The following is a 16,610-nucleotide window of genomic DNA, read 5'->3' as shown; positions in this document are numbered from 1 at the left end:
AAGGGGGCTGCTCAATTTCTGCTGGGGATGATGGTAGAGGATCCGAAACATAACTTCTCGGATCGAACTACTCCAGCGGCAGACCGCCCTTGGCCTGGACCATCATGTAGGCAGACCAATCACGCGTAAGTGGAATATCCGGGCAAAACATCAACTCGGGGCTCATCTCACAAGGAGGCAATAATCCGGCATCATCTGCGGCATGAACCCACTTCGCATACCACATATCGATTGGGACGTCCGCGAAGCGCTGAACGGTAGGCTGCTCGGGCATGAAATCTCTCCCAAACAGCATTTTCAAGAAGAACACCGAACCTTCTGCACGTGTATTCCCTTGCCAGGGGCAGTAGAGCGGAGGCGTAAGGCTGCAGCCAGCGGTATAACCATCCTCCCACAAGACAGTGACCCATTTCGCGGCCCAATTATCTAGTGGTACGTCATCGAAGAGTTGAGTCGTTGGATCGTCAGGAAAGAAAGAGAGATCCTTGATGCCGCGTTCAACGAAGACGGCTGCCTCGGCGCGGCTCATAGTGTTGTCCGGGCAATACAGCAGCGGTTCGGACGAACAACCGGCGACGTAGCCTGCGTTGTAGAGGGCGTTGATGTAGTCGAAGGCCCAATGACCGTAGGGGACGTCTTCGAAGATGGCGGTGGGCGCTGCGGTGGGCGTGTTGGTCGGTGTGGCCGTGGTCGTGGGCGTTGCGGTGTCGGTTGGCGTGGCAGTCGCGGTCGAAGTTTCATTAGGCGTGTTAGTAGGTGTGGCAGTGTTCGTCGCACTTCCGTCAGGTGTCGCGGTTGCGGTTCCAGTTGTGGTTGGAGTTGCTGTCGAAGTCGCTGTTGGTGACGCCGTCACGGTGGCGGTTGCACTCGAAGTTGGGGTTGCAGTAGCCGTCGGAGTTGAAGTCGATGTCGCCGTAGCAGTGGTTGAACCGGCGATTGTCGCCGTCGCTGTGGAGGTAGGTGTGGGCGTCGGTGTGGGCGGCGGTACGTACCAGGCCGGCGGCGAATCGATCGACCACTGCGGTCCCGCAGGCCGATCGCCGAGGTAGCGCAGCGCGTCGCTGGGTCCGTCGGGGTGCTCCGAAAAATCGTGAACGTCGTCCCCTTCACCTTCATCGAAGTGAAAGATGATGACTGTATCAGCGTCTGTTGTGTAAGGCGCGTTCGGCGGGGTGAAATTCTCGGTGTAGCGTACGACCGAGGAGAAGCGCATCTCGTCCAACCAGCCGTCGAAGTCCAGCCGCGTGCTCTGGTCGAACTTCTCGGCGCCGATTACCAGATAGGGGTCGTTGACGTGATAGGCGATGTGATCATCCGTATAGCTGATATCGCCGACCGGGCCTTGATCGGCCGTGTCCAGTTGGCCGTCGACGAAGATCTGCATCCAACCGTCGAGGCTGCGTGTGACGGCCACGTGATGCCAGGCGCCGTCGGTGACGACGATGTTGCCGAGGATGGTATGACTTTCGTAGGGGATGCCGTTCCTGGTTCCGAAGGCGATGCGGCCGCCTTGCAGCGACACGCCATATTCGCCAATTCCATCATCGTAGAAAACACTGCGATCGAGGATGATGTTACCGAGCGTCCAATTCTCGTAGATCGGCTCTTGTGGTTCAGCGGCGTTGTCGCCCGGTCGGGCTTTCAGCCACCATTCGATGGTGAAATCCGTGTCGCCGATATCCGCGGGTGGACCGGGATCGCTGTTGCTGGGATCGTCGACGGGGACTTTCAGCCGATCGCCGTCATCGTCGGCGGGGAGTTCCAGAAGATCGTCATCAATCCTGCCGTAGAAGCGCATGGAGTAGCCGCCTTCGATCGGCAACATGAGCAAGACCTCGCCCATTTCGTAGAAGCTGAGGACGATTTTATCCCAGGGTTCCCCGGCCTCGGCCAGGTCGCGTGATTCGTACTGGCCCATACATTCCCCGTCGATTTCGGGGGGACACATACTGAGGTAAGCGCGATAAAAAGTGCGGAACAGATAACCGCCGCGCATCAGCCGCCAGTCCCAGGTATCGTCAACGGCTTGATTCGTGCTTTCGTATTCGTAGTTGGGGTTGTACACCTGATCGCAGGTGCTGTCATAAACGTCCGCATCGGGCCATTTTCCACCAACGGCGATGTAGGACCAGGCGTACATTTTGACCGCCATGGCACCGGCGCGCAGGGATTCGTCGTGCCAGTAAAGATTCCACTCGTTGGGCAGGACGTGCTTGGCGTAATCCTTGAAATCGATGGTTTCTACGGTGTAGGGTCGTGAAAGATCGCAATAGGCATAGCCCGTGATCCGCACCTGGATCGTCGTCGGTATGGGATACCAGGTTTCGTCGAAACCGGGGGTGATCTCGCGCCGAGCGCCCTGCGTGCTTTCAGCCAGGTCTGGCCGGTCTATAGGCGCTTGCGGCACGGCGATGATTTGGGGTTCATCGCGCAATTCGACGTTGAGGATCAAGGTATCGCCGGCGATCAGGCGCACGCCCTGGATGGTCCAATCGCCGTATCCCACTGCGCGCACGGTGATCGTCGCCGGTACGAATGTTTCGGAAAGTTCGATGTTGTTGAAGTGGAAGCGTCCGGTGTTATCCGATTGCGTCGATAACCCGAGGAGTGGGATGGAGACTTCGGCGAACGCAATCGGCGAATCGTCCTCGGCTGTGACGATTGTGCCGCGCACGTTTGCCCCTTGTCCGCTCTGCGCAATGGCCGCGTCGAGTGTGAAACACATCAGCGCAGCGGCGATCAGAAGAACGACTACGAACCCTACTCGCGGCTCGAGGCGCAAGGCACGTTTATTCGAGGTTTCTTTCGACATGGTACTCATGACGGTGTGTATCCACTCCGCTTTGCGTCGGAATCACGAAGTAATGATGCCCGCTCCTTGGGAACTTAAACTCCGCCTCCTGCTGCACCCATAATGATCGAAAAAACAGGCAATCTGTCAAGAGCCCTTCGGTCATGGCAGGACATTATATCCGTTTTGGGTCAATTTCGGTTTCGATGCAAACCAGTGTCCACAGTTGGGGTAGGGAACATTTCCTGCCCGGGATACGTCGTACGTTTACCTGCGTTGTTCGGATCGGAAACCACCAAAATCGACGGGATTCCGCTACGTGAAAATGCAAAACTTGTGCCATACTGTATACGATCCTTTCGTCAAATACGACGGCACTTAAATAGAGAATGGAGGACGAACGATGTACGCTATGATCTTGTCGAATTTGGATCTTACGATGGACGTCTACGAATTGATGGAGATACTCGGTTTGATTCTCCGTCCTTTCGGTGCGCTGGCATTCGGCCTCGGCGCCGGCTGGCTGGCAGTACAGGCCGTCAAGATGAGGGTCTGGCAATTTGCCGTGGCGGCGGCTTTGGGTGTGTCTGCCGTTTTCGTTCTCATCGCTTATTGGCTGGACAGTCCGGGAACGCTGGGTGGATTTGGCCTCGGCGTAGGCATGGCCGTCGTGCTGTGGGGCATCGGCCGTGTTCGCGGAGAAGAAGCCAAGGAGTAACCCAAAAAAACACGCCGGGCGATCGAGCGATCGAAAAACGGAGGAAATTGACACCCTTTAAAGGTGTGTGGTATAGTTTTTCGACAAATTAAATAGCCCCAATCGCACTCTTATCCAGAGAGGTGGAGGGAACGGCCCTGTGAAACCTCGGCAACCTGCCCGTTGACGGACCACGGGTGTGGTGCAAATTCCGCCAGACAGAGTGTCTGAGAGATGAGAGGAGGCTCACCTTGATGATCGTGCCCCTTCTCGCTGCGAAGGGGCAATTTCATTTTGGAGGCAATCTGCATGAGTACAACGTTCATGAATTCGAGTCGATTGTTCTTTACCTCAGAATCGGTCACCGAAGGTCATCCGGATAAGATGTGCGATCAGATCTCTGACGCCGTGCTCGACGCTTGTTTGGCGCAGGATCCGTACTCCCGCGTGGCCTGTGAAGTGGCGACAAAAACGGGCTTCGTCGTGCTGATGGGTGAAATCACCACGGAAGCGCAGGTCAACTACGACGAGTTGGCGCGCAAGGTAATCACCGAGATTGGCTACGACGACAGTGCCAAAGGATTCGACGGCAATACCTGCGGCGTTCAGGTTGCAATTGCGCGGCAAAGCAGTGACATCGCCCGGGGTGTAGACAATGCGTTAGAGTCCCGTTCCGGAGAAGTCACGGACGAGGAGGTTGAAACCATCGGCGCGGGGGATCAGGGCATGATGTTTGGCTACGCCTGCAACGAAACGAAAACCTTGATGCCGCTTGCGATCGATCTGGCCCACCGGCTTACAAGGCGGCTGGCTGTCGTGCGCAAGGAGAACGTGCTTTCCTGGGTCCGTCCGGATGGAAAATCGCAGGTAACGGTGGAGTACAGCCATGGGCGTCCCAAACGAATCGATACGCTGCTCATCAGCACGCAGCACTCACCTGACGTGGATGCCGAGGAAATCCGAGAGGGTGTGATCGAGGAGGTCATTCTACCCGTGCTTCCGGATGATCTGATCGACGACGAGGTGAAAATCTTCGTCAATCCAACCGGCCGCTTCGTGACGGGCGGGCCGTTGGGAGATTCCGGACTGACGGGAAGGAAGATCATCGTCGACACGTACGGCGGAATGGGGCGCCATGGCGGAGGCGCATTCAGCGGGAAGGATGCGACGAAAGTGGACCGGTCCGGCGCGTACGCCTCGCGTTGGGTGGCGAAACACATCGTTGCCGCAGGCCTGGCGGAACGTTGTGAGATCCAATTGGCGTATGCGATCGGTGTGGCGCGTCCGCTTTCCATCAACGTGGAGACCTTCGGCACGGGCCGGATTCCCGACGATGAGATCATCCGCCTGATCGAAGCGAATTTCGACCTGCGTCCGGGCGCAATTATCCGCGATTTGGATCTGCGCAAACCGATCTTTCAACAAACCGCTTCCTACGGCCACTTCGGCCGCGACGATATTGATTTGCCCTGGGAACGCCTGGATCGACTGGAGAGCATCCGCTCGGCAGCCAGGGTGCAGGAAATGGTGGGTTGATTCTCCGTCGCTGATGTGGGACTGAATTACGCCGTGAGTCGACCAGGGTTTTTTGACTTCCCCAAGCGCATAAATTATAATTCGTTTATGCACTTGGTCGATGTCCCATCCCCTGCGGAAGATAAATAGCCAGGAGCAATTGGTCTGGTAGAAGCATCGCGGACATCACCTCTGAAGTTCGGCTTTCCAGATCGCAGGGAAGCCGCTTTTCATTTCTCTCTAATCGGCGCAGCGTTTGGTTGCTGCCCGAACGAAAATCGACTTCCTGTCTACCAGGAATTTCTGTTTCAGCCGCGGAACGTGCGCAGTGCGTGCAGCGCTTTCTGCACAGGGCGTGTGAAAATTGAATCGAGAGCTGATCACCAAGACTCACGCTATCGAACACGATCGTAATGGGCGACGATGCGTATCCTGGCGTTGAGTGACAACGTCGTATCTCACATTTACGGTCCTGCGATAAAGAAAAGCTCCGCGGACGTAGATTTGATCGTCGGCTGTGGCGATTTACCGGCGGCATACCTGGAATACATCGTTACCATGCTGCCGGCGCCGCTGGTCTACGTTCCCGGGAATCACGATCCAGATCAATACATCGTTCCGGGCGGAATCAATATCGACGGACGCATCGTCAACGTTTGCGGGTACTGGATCATGGGATTGGGCGGCAGCCAGCGCTACAAGAATCGAGGCAAACATCAGTATACGGAGTTCGACATGAATTTGCGTGTAACCCGATTGCTGCCTCGATTGCTGTACAACCGTATGCGTTATGGCCGAGCTCTGGATGTGTTGGTTACGCACTCGCCGGCGTGGGGAATTCACGATGCAAGAGATGTGGCGCACACGGGTTTTCGCGTCTTCCTGCGCCTGATCCAATGGTTCCGGCCGCGTTTGATGCTGCATGGTCACACTCACATTCTGCAGAACATCCAGGTCGCGGAGACGGAATATCTGGGCTGCCGGATCATCAATGTGTTTCCCGCTCGCACCGTGACTTTGCTTCAGCCGCGTGCTTGAATGGGAGAATTCGAATAGACGATCGATGAATGAGATTGGAAGGATCATACGAGTGCCGTGAAGAGAGAAAGGAATTTGCGCGAGCAAAACGCCGGAGAGTGGAAGTGGCCGTTCAGCCTTGCGGCCCTTACGGCTGGCATGCGCCGGATGCTCGAAGACACTTCTGTGACCATCGGCCGTGTGACGCCTTTACCCATGCCGTCGCGCAGGCCGGCCATCGGCCGATTGCGCGCCCTGGAGGTGGAATACTTCCTGGGCGATGAAACAAACACGTGCCGTCTCGTCGTCAAGGAACCGCGCGGCACCACCCGCACGGGACTGGCAGGCGCAGGGCGGCGGGAAGTGGGCGTCTATCAATCCCTGGCGGATCATTTTCCCATCGAGGTGCCGCGTTTGATCGCCGCGTCGCCGGTAGGCGACTGGCTGCTGATGCAGGCCTTCGAGTCCGTGAGAGAACCGCAGGATTGGCGTAAGGCGGATTACCGCAAGGCGATCGAAGCGCTGGTTGATTTGCACGATCGTTTTTGGGGGTTGGGAAGCGATTTCGACGCCTTCCCCTGGCTGGGCCGGCCGCTGTCTGCGGATTTCGAAGTTCACATGGCCGCAGCGGAGAAAGCAATCGAACGCGCGCTCCGCCAGGGCGAACCCGAACTGTTAATCGGCGTTCAAGAAAGGATGCAGCTGCTAAGCGCCTTGACCAAGAACGCCGACCGGGTGATTTCCCCGCTGCGGCAGGAACCGGCTACGCTCCTGCACGGCGATTACTGGCCGGGGAACATTGCCATCCTGGAAGATGGACGCCAGATCGTTTACGATTGGCAGTTGGCTTCCGTGGGCGCAGGGATCATGGACCTGCTGCTTTTCGTGAATAAAAGCGTCTGGTGGTTCGATCCCCTGCCGACGGATCAGGAGGAAATCGTCGCCTGGTATCGCCAAGGTCTGGAAAAACAATGCGGTGCCCATTGGGACGACGAAGAGTGGGCGGTCTTGTGGGATCATGCGCTGATGTGGCGTTTTCTTCAAGAGTGGGTCGACCTGCTGGCCGCGTCTCCGGAATCGCTGCTCGAAGCCCGCGCCGAGCAGCTCGACGAAGTGTGGCTGCATCCCGTTGCGGAGGCCGTAGCGCGAAGGCTGTAGGGCTTCTAGAGGACCGCAAGACAGACTGCGCAGCGGAGAGATGACGTCGAGTGATAGACACTGGTGGCGATGTTGGCAGGGCAGCCGGGCGTGAAAAGAGACTGCGGCGGTCGACGCAAACCGTTCATTAATCCTAGAGGAACAATATGGCAAAAGACCAATTACCTTCCCGTTCTGAAAATTTTGCTGAGTGGTACAACCGTCTGGTTTTGCAATCGGAATTGGCGGATTATGCTCCCGTGCGCGGTTGTATGGTCGTGCGGCCCTATGGATGGACGCTGTGGGAGAACATCACAGCAGCGCTTGACTCACGCTTCAAAGCCACCGGTCACGTTAACGCCGCGTTTCCGCTGCTCATTCCGAAAAGCTTTCTCGAGCGGGAACGCGAACACGTCGAGGGTTTTTCGCCCGAGTTGGCCGTCGTAACCATCGGCGGTGGTGAAGAATTGGAAGAGCCTCTCGTCGTTCGCCCGACATCGGAGACGATCATCGGTCACATGTATGCCAAATGGATCAAGTCCTATCGGGATTTGCCCGTCCTGATCAACGTGTGGAACAGCGTGGTTCGTTGGGAACTGCGCACGAAGCTTTTCCTGCGGACGACGGAATTTTATTGGCAGGAAGGGCATACGGCCCACGCTACGCCCAAGGAGGCCGAAGAAGAGACGCTGCGCATGCTCGATGTATACGCCGATTTTGCCGAGAACGAAGCCGCCGTTCCCGTAATTAAGGGAAGGAAAAGCGAAAGTGAGAAATTCGCCGGCGCGCTGCATTCCTACAGCATCGAAGCGATGATGGGAGACACGCGTGCGCTTCAAGCCGGGACGTCCCACAATCTGGGCGACAACTTCTCGCGTGCCTTTGAAATCCGTTATCTCGATCAGGACAACAACCTGCAGTATTGTTGGACGACGTCTTGGGGGCTTTCGACGCGCTTCGTCGGGGCCATCATCATGGTCCACGGAGACGATCAAGGTCTGATTTTACCGCCGCGCCTGGCGCCCTATCAGGTCGTCATCGTGCCGATATTCAAGGACGACTCGCAGCGCAGCAAGGTGATGGAGCAAATCCAGGCCGTGCAAGGTCAATTGGGGGATTTCCGGGTGAAATTGGACGATCGCGAAGGGATAACACCCGGTTTCAAATTCAACGATTGGGAACTGCGCGGCGTACCCGTGCGCGTCGAAATCGGCCCGAAGGACGTCGAGAAGGGGACGGTTGCGCTTGCGCGCCGGGATCGTCCGGGCAGAGAAGGAAAACAGGTGGTTCCGCAGGAGAATCTGGCGCACGCGGTGGCGGAATTGCTGGACGACGTGCAGAAATCGATTTTCGAACGGGCAAAATCGTTCATGGCCGAAAATACCCACCGGGTGGATGACTACGAGGACTTCAAGGAAGTCGTACAGAATGGTTGGGCGGAAGTGTGGTGGTGCATGGATGCGGATTGTGAAGCTGCCATCAAAGAGGAGACAAAAGCGACTTCCCGCTGCATCCCGTTGGATCAGGAAGGCGGAACAGGAGTCTGCATCCGCTGTGGGAAAAAAGCCGATCAACGGGCGATATTCGCCAAAGCCTATTGAGTGGAGGCACTCACCAGCATGTCTGCGGTAAAACCCGCCCGTCTCAACGAGCAAATCGACGAGATCATCGATCAGATTGCGGACCCGGTGGCGCTGCGCCGGAAATGCGCGGACGTCCTCGATCTATACGCCGATCGTACCCGACGTCCGAATCGTCTGGAGACGGCGGATGAAATAGCGCGCAGCCTGCGCGTGCCCAAGCCCGTCATTCGGGCCATCGGTGTGGCGTTACGGCGATGCGCGCAGGAACAACCAGAGCATGCGCGCCCGGCTTCCGCAGCGCTGTGGGAGGCCAGCTATCGGGAGATGCGCTTGCTCGCCTGTGCAATCTTGAGCGGCCAGGCAAATGCAGACGTACCGAAATGGGCCGTCGATTACGTAGTGAACTGCGACGATGAAGATGTGATCGTCGAAATGGCTCGCCTGGGACTCGAGAGCTGGCGGGAACGCGACGTTCCCAGATTCCTGGATGAAGTGGAAACCTGGCTGCACGATTCGAAGCGCAGGCTGCGCACTTTTGCCTTGATCGCTTTGGATGCCGCGGTCGAAGATCACCAATTCAAAGACATCCCCTCGGTCTACCGCTTGATCGCCGGTCTTACGGCGACGGCGAAACTGGAGGAGAAAAGGGCTTTGCGGCGCTTGATAGAAACCCTTGTGGGGCGCAGCCCACCCGAAGCCGCGCGCTTCCTGATGGACGAAATCGCTGGGGTGGGCAAAGCGGCGCAGGATATGACGCACAGTATACTCGACTCGTTTCCGCCACGGCAGCGCGAGCTGCTGGAGAATACCTTGTCGTCGAAATGAGGGGTTGGTATAATCCTCAACTGCAGAGACTAGACCCACGGGCGGCAACAAGATGGAAACGTTGATCTTCCCGAAGGGTGACCTGCCAAGGAGCAGATGTCGTGACATTATCGAAAGAAGAAAAAACGAAAATAATTGACGAGTTTCATCGGCATGAGAACGACACCGGATCGCCTGAAGTGCAGGTTGCGATCCTGACCGAGAGAATCCAGCAGTTAACCAATCATTTGCGTACGCACAAACATGACGAGTCGTCTCGACGCGGTCTTCTAAAGCTGGTCGGTCAGCGCAGACGGCATCTTGCCTATCTCAAACGCAACAATGCGGCTTCTTATCTTGACTTAACGGAACGGTTGGGTATCCGCCGAAAATAAGTCCACCCACGCTACGAGTAGACGATTGATCTACTCGTAGCGGGTAATGGGCTAATGTCGCTTTCTCAATCTGACGAATCGAATAAAATAGTTAAGTAGAATATACGCCTTGGCCTCTTGTCAAAGGGTTAGGAATTGGGGTCCGTCCATCAGGGAGGATTGTCGCTACCTGGTGGCCGCCCTCCAGTCCCTGACCCGTCTCTGCCAACGGCGGGAAGGGAACATTTACTTATGTTAGGTACGAAACAATTTCAGACGGAGATTGATGGAAGAGCCATCATTCTCGAGACCGGCAAACTCGCCGGTCAGGCAGGCGGTGCTGTGACCGTTCGCCAGGGGGACACGGTCCTTCTCGCCGCCGCAACGATGGGATCGTCCCCGAGAGAAGGGATCAATTTTTTCCCGCTCACCGTGGATTACGAAGAACGCATGTACGCCGGCGGACGAATCCCCGGGTCGTTCTTTCGTCGTGAAGGACGACCTTCCGAAGCGGCGATCCTCATCGCCAGGTTGACGGATCGACCCATCCGTCCCTTGTTCCCCAAGGACATGCGCAACGACGTGCAGGTCATCCTGTATTCCTTGTCCGCGGACGAGGAAACGCCGATCGATGTGCTCGCCATTCTGGGCGCTTCGGCGGCTTTAACCATCTCCGACATCCCCTTCAATGGCCCCGTGGCTGGATTGCGGGTGATCCGCAAGGACGGGGAGTTCCTGTTCAATCCCGGATATTCCGATATCAAGGAGTCCGATTTGAACTTGCGCATGGCCGGTACGAGCGATGCCATCTTGATGGTCGAATGCAACTCGAACGAAGTCGATGAGGCCACCATGGTTGCGGCACTCGCTGCCGGTCACAAGGCGATGCAGCCGCTGATCGACCTGCAGAACCAGATGCGCGAAGAAGTCGGCAAGCCAAAACGTGATTATCCCGTTTTCGCCCTTGCAGATGACGTGCGCGAAGCGGTGGCGCAGTACGCCGGTGATCGGCTGCAGGAAATCGCCTCGCAATCGCTGGCCAAGGCCGATCTCGATCGTTCGCTCAACGAATTGCGGGACGAAACAGTGGCTGCCTTGACGGCCGACGAGGCTTTTACCGACATGGACGTGCGCGAGGCGTTTTCGGCGCTGGAGAAGGCCGACGTACGCGCACAGATACTGAACCAACATCACCGTCCGGACGGCCGGGATTTGGATGCCGTACGCCCGATTTCGGCGGAAGTCGACTTGAGTCCTCGAGCGCACGGTTCCGGCCTTTTCACCCGCGGTGAAACTCAGGTTTTGACCTTGGCGACCTTGGGAACACCCCGGGAACGACAGGAACTCGACGGTCTATCACCGGTCGAGGAAAAGCGTTACATGCACCATTATAATTTCCCGCCGTTCTCCGTCGGTGAGACGCGCATGCTGCGCGGCGCCTCGCGGCGCGAAATCGGGCACGGCGCGCTGGCCGAACGCGCGCTGGTCCCCGTGCTGCCATCCTTGGAGGAATTTCCCTACACGCTGCGGCTCGTCTCGGAGGTGCTGTCGTCCAACGGTTCGACCTCGATGGCCTCCGTTTGTGGGTCGACGCTGGCTTTGATGGACACGGGTGTTCCGATCAAGGCCCCGGTTGCCGGAGTGGCGATGGGGCTGATAAAAGAGAGCGATAAATACGTCATTCTGACGGACATCCAGGGCATCGAAGATCATCTCGGGGACATGGATTTCAAAGTCGCGGGAACGCGCAAGGGCATCACGGCGCTGCAGATGGACATCAAAATCGCCGGCATCACCACCGAAATCATGTCGCAAGCGATGGAACAGGCACGTAAAGGCCGGATGTTCATTCTCGACAAGATCGAAGCGTGCATTCCGAAGCCGCGTGCGGAGTTGAAACCCCACGCACCCCGGATGACGGTATTGAACATCGATCCGGAAAAGATCGGTGCGGTAATTGGCCCCGGCGGGAAAATCATCCGCCAGATCCAGGAGGATACCGGAGCCAAGATCGACATCGAAGACGACGGCACGGTGTACATTGCCTCGGCGGACGGCCCCAGCGCGGCACAAGCAAAGCAGATGATCGAAGAGCTCACGGAAGAAGCCGTCGTCGGCCGGATATACACCGGACGCGTGGTACGTGTGACCGATTTCGGCGCCTTCGTCGAAATCCTGCCGAAGGTCGACGGCCTGGTGCACATTTCCCAACTGGACAGCGAACACGTCAAGCGAGTCGAAGACGTCGCCCAGGTGGGAGACGAAATTACCGTGATGGTGACCAACATTGACGCGGATGGTAAGATCCGTCTATCCAGGCAAGCGGTTTTGGAAGGATGGACGCCGGAGGAGGCCGCCGCTCACGATCGACCTCCAGGGCGTCGTTCCGGCAATCGTTCACAAGGCGGCCGCCGGTCCAAAACCCGCGATCGGGATTGAACGGGCGCCGCTCGACACCGAGCAGCGCAGATCAACTTGCTTCGTCGCTTGGGAGGCAGACGGGAACCGCCTACCTCCCAAGTTTTATTGCCCGAGTGAGTGATGCACTTCTTTGGAGAGGCATTACAAATTGTAGAAAATGCATATATGGCAATATATATTGCTATATATGTGTGTTCGATGGAACGATTGCAGGCAGGCGGTCGTCCGCCGCAGGAAGCATCGTGCCCTGGCTGTAGAAACCCGTACGGCGCCATCGGCGAAACGGTTTGCCTGCCGGCCCGGAATGGGTAGAATCTCCCTTACATCGACTTCGATGGATGGCAGTATAAAATCGGAAACGACACGTATCCAATTCGAGATTGGCGCATGAAACCAACCCCAATGGATCCATCCAACTCGCCATCCTGGCAGCCCGGAACGCGGCTCGTGTTTGGCATCATCCTGCTCGTATTTGCGCTCGGTCTGGTGATGCTCCTGCGTCAGATGATCGCTCCCCTCGTCCTGGCTTTCTTGCTGGCCTATCTGCTGCATCCGATCACTTCCAGAATCTGCCGGAAGCTGCGCGTCTCGCGTGGGATCTCTGTCCTGATCGTGTACCTCGTTTTGATTGCCGTCCTGCTGGCTCTCACGACGGGTGTTGGGGTGGCGATTTCGTCCGGTGTCGTTCAACTCGCCTCTTACCTGGGGGATTTGTCCGTCGAGCTACCGGACCAGATTGTCGCCTTGGGGCAGAAAACGGTTCAAATCGGACCGTGGACGGTGGATCTTTCGACCGTAAATCTCGAGCCCTTCCTGGCCGATGTCGCCTCCGCGTTGCAGCCAATACTCTCGCAGACAGGGAGTCTTCTTGCCTCTGTGGCCAAGGCCACGGCGTCGGCGATCACTTCCGTGATTTTGGTGCTGGTTTTAAGCGTTTACTTTCTGCTCGATATGGGGACCTTCGATGAAGGCTTTCTAGCCTGGATACCTCCTTTGTATCGAAACGATGTCCGTCTCATCCTGAATGAAATCACGCAGGTATGGAATTCGTTTTTGCGCGGGCAGTCCATTCTGGGTTTGGTCGTCGGTACCACCGTCGCGTTAGGTCTTACCATCCTGCAGTTACAATTCTCTCTCGTCCTGGGCTTGATCTCGGGTTTCATGGAATTCGTGCCCATGTTCGGCCCTTTGATTGCGGCCATCGTTGGAGTTCTGGTTGCGCTTTTTCAACCGGAGAATTGGCTGGGCGTGACTCCGTTGGCCTACAGCGTCATTATTTTGGCGTTCTATATCATCGTTCAACAAGTCGAGAACAACGTGCTCGTTCCCCGAATCATCGGCAGGAGCTTGAACATGAGCCCACTCGCCGTCTTGATTTCGGTTTTGGCGGGCGGGATGATCGCGGGTGTCCTCGGACTGCTATTGGCTGCCCCGGTGGCAGCCTCGCTGCGTGTGATTTTGGGTTATATCTATCGTAAGACCGTTGGTTTTGACGATTGGACCGAGGTGTTGAACCCTGAATTGGAAGACGATCAATTCCGCATCCCGGGCCGGTTTCACCGCCTGGTCGATCGACTGCGGGAGTCGATTTCGCGGCAGGATCGTCGTGTAGAGAACGAGACAGAAAATGAAAACGAAGGCTAACATCTCCCCGCGCTGGAGTCTGTTGACGAAAGCTTTCGTAGGGGCGATCCTCTTGCTCTTGATCGTCGGTTTATTATCGCGCTTCCATGGCGTGATTCCCATCCTGATCACGGCGTTGATTCTGGCGTTTCTGGAAGTGCCTCTCGTCCGTCTACTGCATCAGAGCACGCGACTTTCCTGGAGTTTGGCGGCCAACATTTGCTTCTTACTCGTTTTGATCATCATTCTTGGGTTGTCGACCTGGGCCGGAATCGCGGTCGTGAGCCAGTTGCAATCACTCTTCCAGGTTCTGCAGACGATGTTGATGGGGCTTCCCGAACAATTGGCTAATATTTCCACAGAGACTTTCATGATCGGTCCATGGCACATCAATCTCTCGCAGCTCGACTTACCCACACTTGCCGAAAATCTCTTGGCCTCGATTCAACCCATCTTTGGGCAGGTCAGCACGCTGATCGCCTCTTTGGCTTCGGTCGCCATAGAGTCCCTGGCGAGCGTCTTTTTCACCTTCGCGGTGGCCTATTTCATCATCATCGATTATCCCCATATCCATTCGGCCGTCCACGATATCGGTATCCCCCAGTATCAGGACGACCTCCATCGATTGCGGAGTGCGTTGGCCACAATCTGGAATGCGTTCCTGCGCGGTCAACTGCTCGTGGTTACGACGTCGGGCCTTTTGACCTGGATTTTGATGTCTGCGCTCGGACTGCGTTTTTCGTTGGGGTTGGGTGTTCTCGGTGGCATCGCGAAATTTGTACCGATACTCGGTCCGTTCACGGCAGGCCTGGTCGCTGCGCTGGTCGCTTTGTTTCAGCCTGCCAACTGGTATGGCCTCACACCTTTTGCGCACGGCTTGCTCGTCGTTGTCTGTGTCGTCGTCCTCGATCAGTTGATCGATTACCTCGTCGTGCCCCGCATCATGGGCGCATCGCTTAATTTGCATCCCGTGCTCATCTTGTTCGGATTGTTGATCGGAGCGAGTTTGGCTGGCGTTTTGGGTTTGCTGTTGTCCTCGCCGATGATGGCATCCATGATCTTGCTTGGAAGATATACGTTCCGTAAGATGTTCGATCTATCCCCCTGGGATCCACCGATCGACGTGCTCAGGGAACCGCGGACGCCGCCTGCACGTATTGTGCATCTGCTCGATAGACTCCGCCGGAATAAAGGCCAGGGCAACGGCAGTTGACATTTACTGTTCGCTGCGGAATGACGAGATGACTTCGATCAGAGAAGCCTTGAAAAGGTTGTTGCAGCGAAATATGGCTGCCAAGGAAGACGTTCATGATTCAGAATTCTCTTATGCGGTTTACTGGACTCAGTTGATACGCGGCTGGGATGCAGATCGAAGACGGCGTGTACACGCCGTGGTTAAAGCGACGATCAACGATCCGGACTTTGTCCCCAACGAATTTGAACGTAGATATTTCACGCCGGAGATCGATGCCAGCAGACATTCCGGGGCCAGCCTTGTGGCTTTAGAGAAAGTGTTGGCTTCCTTCAGCGGCGAGGAGATGGAGGAGTAAATCATGTCGGAAGAAAACGATATCGAGACTTCCACCCTGAGTGAGACGTCTCAATTCATGATCTGGAAGGCAAACGAACCCGATGGGGAGGAAACCTACCATTTGGAATTGGGCACGGTCACCGTGCATTTCTTTGCCGAGGAGTGGCAGGAATTCCTGGAGCTCGTACGCTCGATTGAATAATTCAAACTCCAGCGGTACTCGACAGACGACCCCGGATTCGGTTCCTTCCGGCTTGCAGAATTCGGGACGAATGTCTTCCAACGAATGGATCGCTCGTCCCGCTTTTCACAGCAGGCTGCGAAATCCATGCCGAGAGACCGGGCGAGTGTCCGTTCTGTAATGACCGACGAACCCACGCTGGACGGCGAAGGATCGAGGCCCATTACTTGCCGGTGAATCCGCGGCTATAAACGAGCCGGGAAGCGTTGTATCCGAGTTGACCTGATGCTATGATTACGAGGATCGATTCCCGATTTGGATGTTGAACCATGTCGCAGCGCAGAGAATTACTCACATGGGATGAAGTCGACCGCCTGATCGACCATCTTACACCGCAATTTGAAACCGAGTTCGAGGCAATGGTGATCGTCACGCGGGGTGGGATTATCCCGGGTGGTATGATCGCCGAACGTCTGAACATTGAAGACGTTCTTACCGCCTCCGTCGATTTTCCCTTCGAGGCCGAACGTAAGGCTGCGAAGCTGCTTGCATGGCCTCAGTTCATACAGTTCCCCAATGACGTCCAGCTTTCGGGCCGGCGCGTCCTCGTCGTTGATGACGTTTGGGGATCGGGACGGACGATAACGGCGGTCAAGAACCGTGTTGCTGCAGCAGGGGGAATTCCGTACACCTGTGTTCTGCATTTCAACCCGTACCGAAGCCTATTTTCACAAGCGAAACCCAATTACTATGCTGCAAGTACCGCTGCATCCATCCTCTACCCCTGGGAGTTATACCGCGGGGATGAAAAAGTACTCCGGGATCAGCCAGAGGCTTAACAAGCTATCGGGAAGCCCGACTCGAGGCCCACTTTGTTTGACAAGCACCCTTGGCGTGAGTATAATGAACATGCGTTCGCAAGCCCCCTTCGGGCTG

14 protein-coding genes and 1 riboswitch are annotated in these 16,610 nt (G+C 56.5%); of the genes, 13 read left to right on the top strand and 1 reads right to left on the bottom strand.

The window, feature by feature from the left end; translation table 11 throughout:
- Nucleotides 1–67: 67 nt before the first annotated feature.
- Nucleotides 68–2,821, bottom strand: a complete 2,754-nt coding sequence (locus tag P8Z34_06290) for a SpoIID/LytB domain-containing protein (protein ID MEJ2550273.1) — start codon at nucleotides 2,819–2,821, stop codon at nucleotides 68–70.
- Between the two features lie 373 nt (nucleotides 2,822–3,194).
- On the opposite strand from P8Z34_06290, the gene P8Z34_06285 reads away from it, so the two are divergent.
- The 13 genes from P8Z34_06285 (at nucleotide 3,195) to P8Z34_06225 (ending at nucleotide 16,513) form a co-directional block, all read left to right on the top strand.
- Entirely contained in the window at nucleotides 3,195–3,509 is a 315-nt protein-coding gene (locus P8Z34_06285) for a hypothetical protein (protein MEJ2550272.1), read from the top strand.
- Between the two features lie 107 nt (nucleotides 3,510–3,616).
- Nucleotides 3,617–3,729, top strand: a riboswitch (SAM riboswitch).
- Between the two features lie 68 nt (nucleotides 3,730–3,797).
- Entirely contained in the window at nucleotides 3,798–5,024 is a 1,227-nt protein-coding gene (gene metK, locus P8Z34_06280) for a methionine adenosyltransferase (protein ID MEJ2550271.1), read from the top strand.
- 402 nt (nucleotides 5,025–5,426) lie between these two features.
- Nucleotides 5,427–6,041, top strand: coding sequence for a metallophosphoesterase family protein (locus P8Z34_06275; GenBank protein MEJ2550270.1), 615 nt, complete (start codon nucleotides 5,427–5,429; stop codon nucleotides 6,039–6,041).
- 57 nt (nucleotides 6,042–6,098) lie between these two features.
- The gene (locus P8Z34_06270) at nucleotides 6,099–7,178 is read left to right on the top strand and encodes an aminoglycoside phosphotransferase family protein (protein ID MEJ2550269.1); all 1,080 of its coding nucleotides are present in this window, start codon (nucleotides 6,099–6,101) and stop codon (nucleotides 7,176–7,178) included.
- Nucleotides 7,179–7,324: 146 nt separating this feature from the next.
- Entirely contained in the window at nucleotides 7,325–8,758 is a 1,434-nt protein-coding gene (gene proS, locus P8Z34_06265) for a proline--tRNA ligase (GenBank protein ID MEJ2550268.1), read from the top strand.
- Nucleotides 8,759–8,776: 18 nt separating this feature from the next.
- The gene (locus tag P8Z34_06260; GenBank protein MEJ2550267.1) at nucleotides 8,777–9,565 is read left to right on the top strand and encodes a DNA alkylation repair protein; all 789 of its coding nucleotides are present in this window, start codon (nucleotides 8,777–8,779) and stop codon (nucleotides 9,563–9,565) included.
- Nucleotides 9,566–9,666: 101 nt separating this feature from the next.
- Nucleotides 9,667–9,939: a 30S ribosomal protein S15 gene (gene rpsO, locus P8Z34_06255; protein ID MEJ2550266.1), complete on the top strand. Its 273-nt coding sequence runs from the start codon at nucleotides 9,667–9,669 to the stop codon at nucleotides 9,937–9,939.
- Between the two features lie 231 nt (nucleotides 9,940–10,170).
- Nucleotides 10,171–12,357 carry a polyribonucleotide nucleotidyltransferase gene (locus P8Z34_06250; GenBank protein ID MEJ2550265.1) on the top strand — a complete coding sequence of 729 codons (2,187 nt, stop codon included), beginning with the start codon at nucleotides 10,171–10,173 and terminating at the stop codon, nucleotides 12,355–12,357.
- A 369-nt stretch (nucleotides 12,358–12,726) separates the two neighbouring features.
- Nucleotides 12,727–13,983 (top strand): AI-2E family transporter, encoded by a 1,257-nt coding sequence (locus P8Z34_06245; GenBank protein MEJ2550264.1) that lies wholly within the window; start codon nucleotides 12,727–12,729, stop codon nucleotides 13,981–13,983.
- Nucleotides 13,967–15,175, top strand: coding sequence for an AI-2E family transporter (locus P8Z34_06240; protein ID MEJ2550263.1), 1,209 nt, complete (start codon nucleotides 13,967–13,969; stop codon nucleotides 15,173–15,175). The genes P8Z34_06245 and P8Z34_06240 overlap by 17 nt, the downstream gene beginning before the upstream one ends.
- Nucleotides 15,176–15,203: 28 nt before the next feature.
- Nucleotides 15,204–15,512: a hypothetical protein gene (locus P8Z34_06235; GenBank protein MEJ2550262.1), complete on the top strand. Its 309-nt coding sequence runs from the start codon at nucleotides 15,204–15,206 to the stop codon at nucleotides 15,510–15,512.
- Nucleotides 15,513–15,515: 3 nt separating this feature from the next.
- On the top strand, nucleotides 15,516–15,695 hold the full coding sequence (locus P8Z34_06230) for a hypothetical protein (protein MEJ2550261.1): 180 nt from the start codon (nucleotides 15,516–15,518) through the stop codon (nucleotides 15,693–15,695).
- Nucleotides 15,696–16,003: 308 nt separating this feature from the next.
- Complete coding sequence (locus P8Z34_06225; protein MEJ2550260.1) at nucleotides 16,004–16,513, top strand: phosphoribosyltransferase family protein; 510 nt, start codon at nucleotides 16,004–16,006, stop codon at nucleotides 16,511–16,513.
- Nucleotides 16,514–16,610: the final 97 nt, after the last annotated feature.

It is taken from the genome of Anaerolineales bacterium (assembly GCA_037382465.1).
Lineage (GTDB): Bacteria > Chloroflexota > Anaerolineae > Anaerolineales > E44-bin32 > WVZH01.
This window is presented reverse-complemented; position numbering and strand designations above follow the sequence as displayed.

Coding starts and splice junctions, on each gene's coding strand:
- P8Z34_06290 (MEJ2550273.1), bottom strand. CDS start 2,821: ATGAGTACCATGTCGAAAGAAACCTCGAATAAACGTGCCTTGCGCCTC.
- P8Z34_06285 (MEJ2550272.1), top strand. CDS start 3,195: ATGTACGCTATGATCTTGTCGAATTTGGATCTTACGATGGACGTCTAC.
- metK (MEJ2550271.1), top strand. CDS start 3,798: ATGAGTACAACGTTCATGAATTCGAGTCGATTGTTCTTTACCTCAGAA.
- P8Z34_06275 (MEJ2550270.1), top strand. CDS start 5,427: ATGCGTATCCTGGCGTTGAGTGACAACGTCGTATCTCACATTTACGGT.
- proS (MEJ2550268.1), top strand. CDS start 7,325: ATGGCAAAAGACCAATTACCTTCCCGTTCTGAAAATTTTGCTGAGTGG.
- P8Z34_06260 (MEJ2550267.1), top strand. CDS start 8,777: ATGTCTGCGGTAAAACCCGCCCGTCTCAACGAGCAAATCGACGAGATC.
- P8Z34_06250 (MEJ2550265.1), top strand. CDS start 10,171: ATGTTAGGTACGAAACAATTTCAGACGGAGATTGATGGAAGAGCCATC.
- P8Z34_06245 (MEJ2550264.1), top strand. CDS start 12,727: ATGAAACCAACCCCAATGGATCCATCCAACTCGCCATCCTGGCAGCCC.
- P8Z34_06240 (MEJ2550263.1), top strand. CDS start 13,967: ATGAAAACGAAGGCTAACATCTCCCCGCGCTGGAGTCTGTTGACGAAA.
- P8Z34_06235 (MEJ2550262.1), top strand. CDS start 15,204: ATGACTTCGATCAGAGAAGCCTTGAAAAGGTTGTTGCAGCGAAATATG.
- P8Z34_06230 (MEJ2550261.1), top strand. CDS start 15,516: ATGTCGGAAGAAAACGATATCGAGACTTCCACCCTGAGTGAGACGTCT.
- P8Z34_06225 (MEJ2550260.1), top strand. CDS start 16,004: ATGTCGCAGCGCAGAGAATTACTCACATGGGATGAAGTCGACCGCCTG.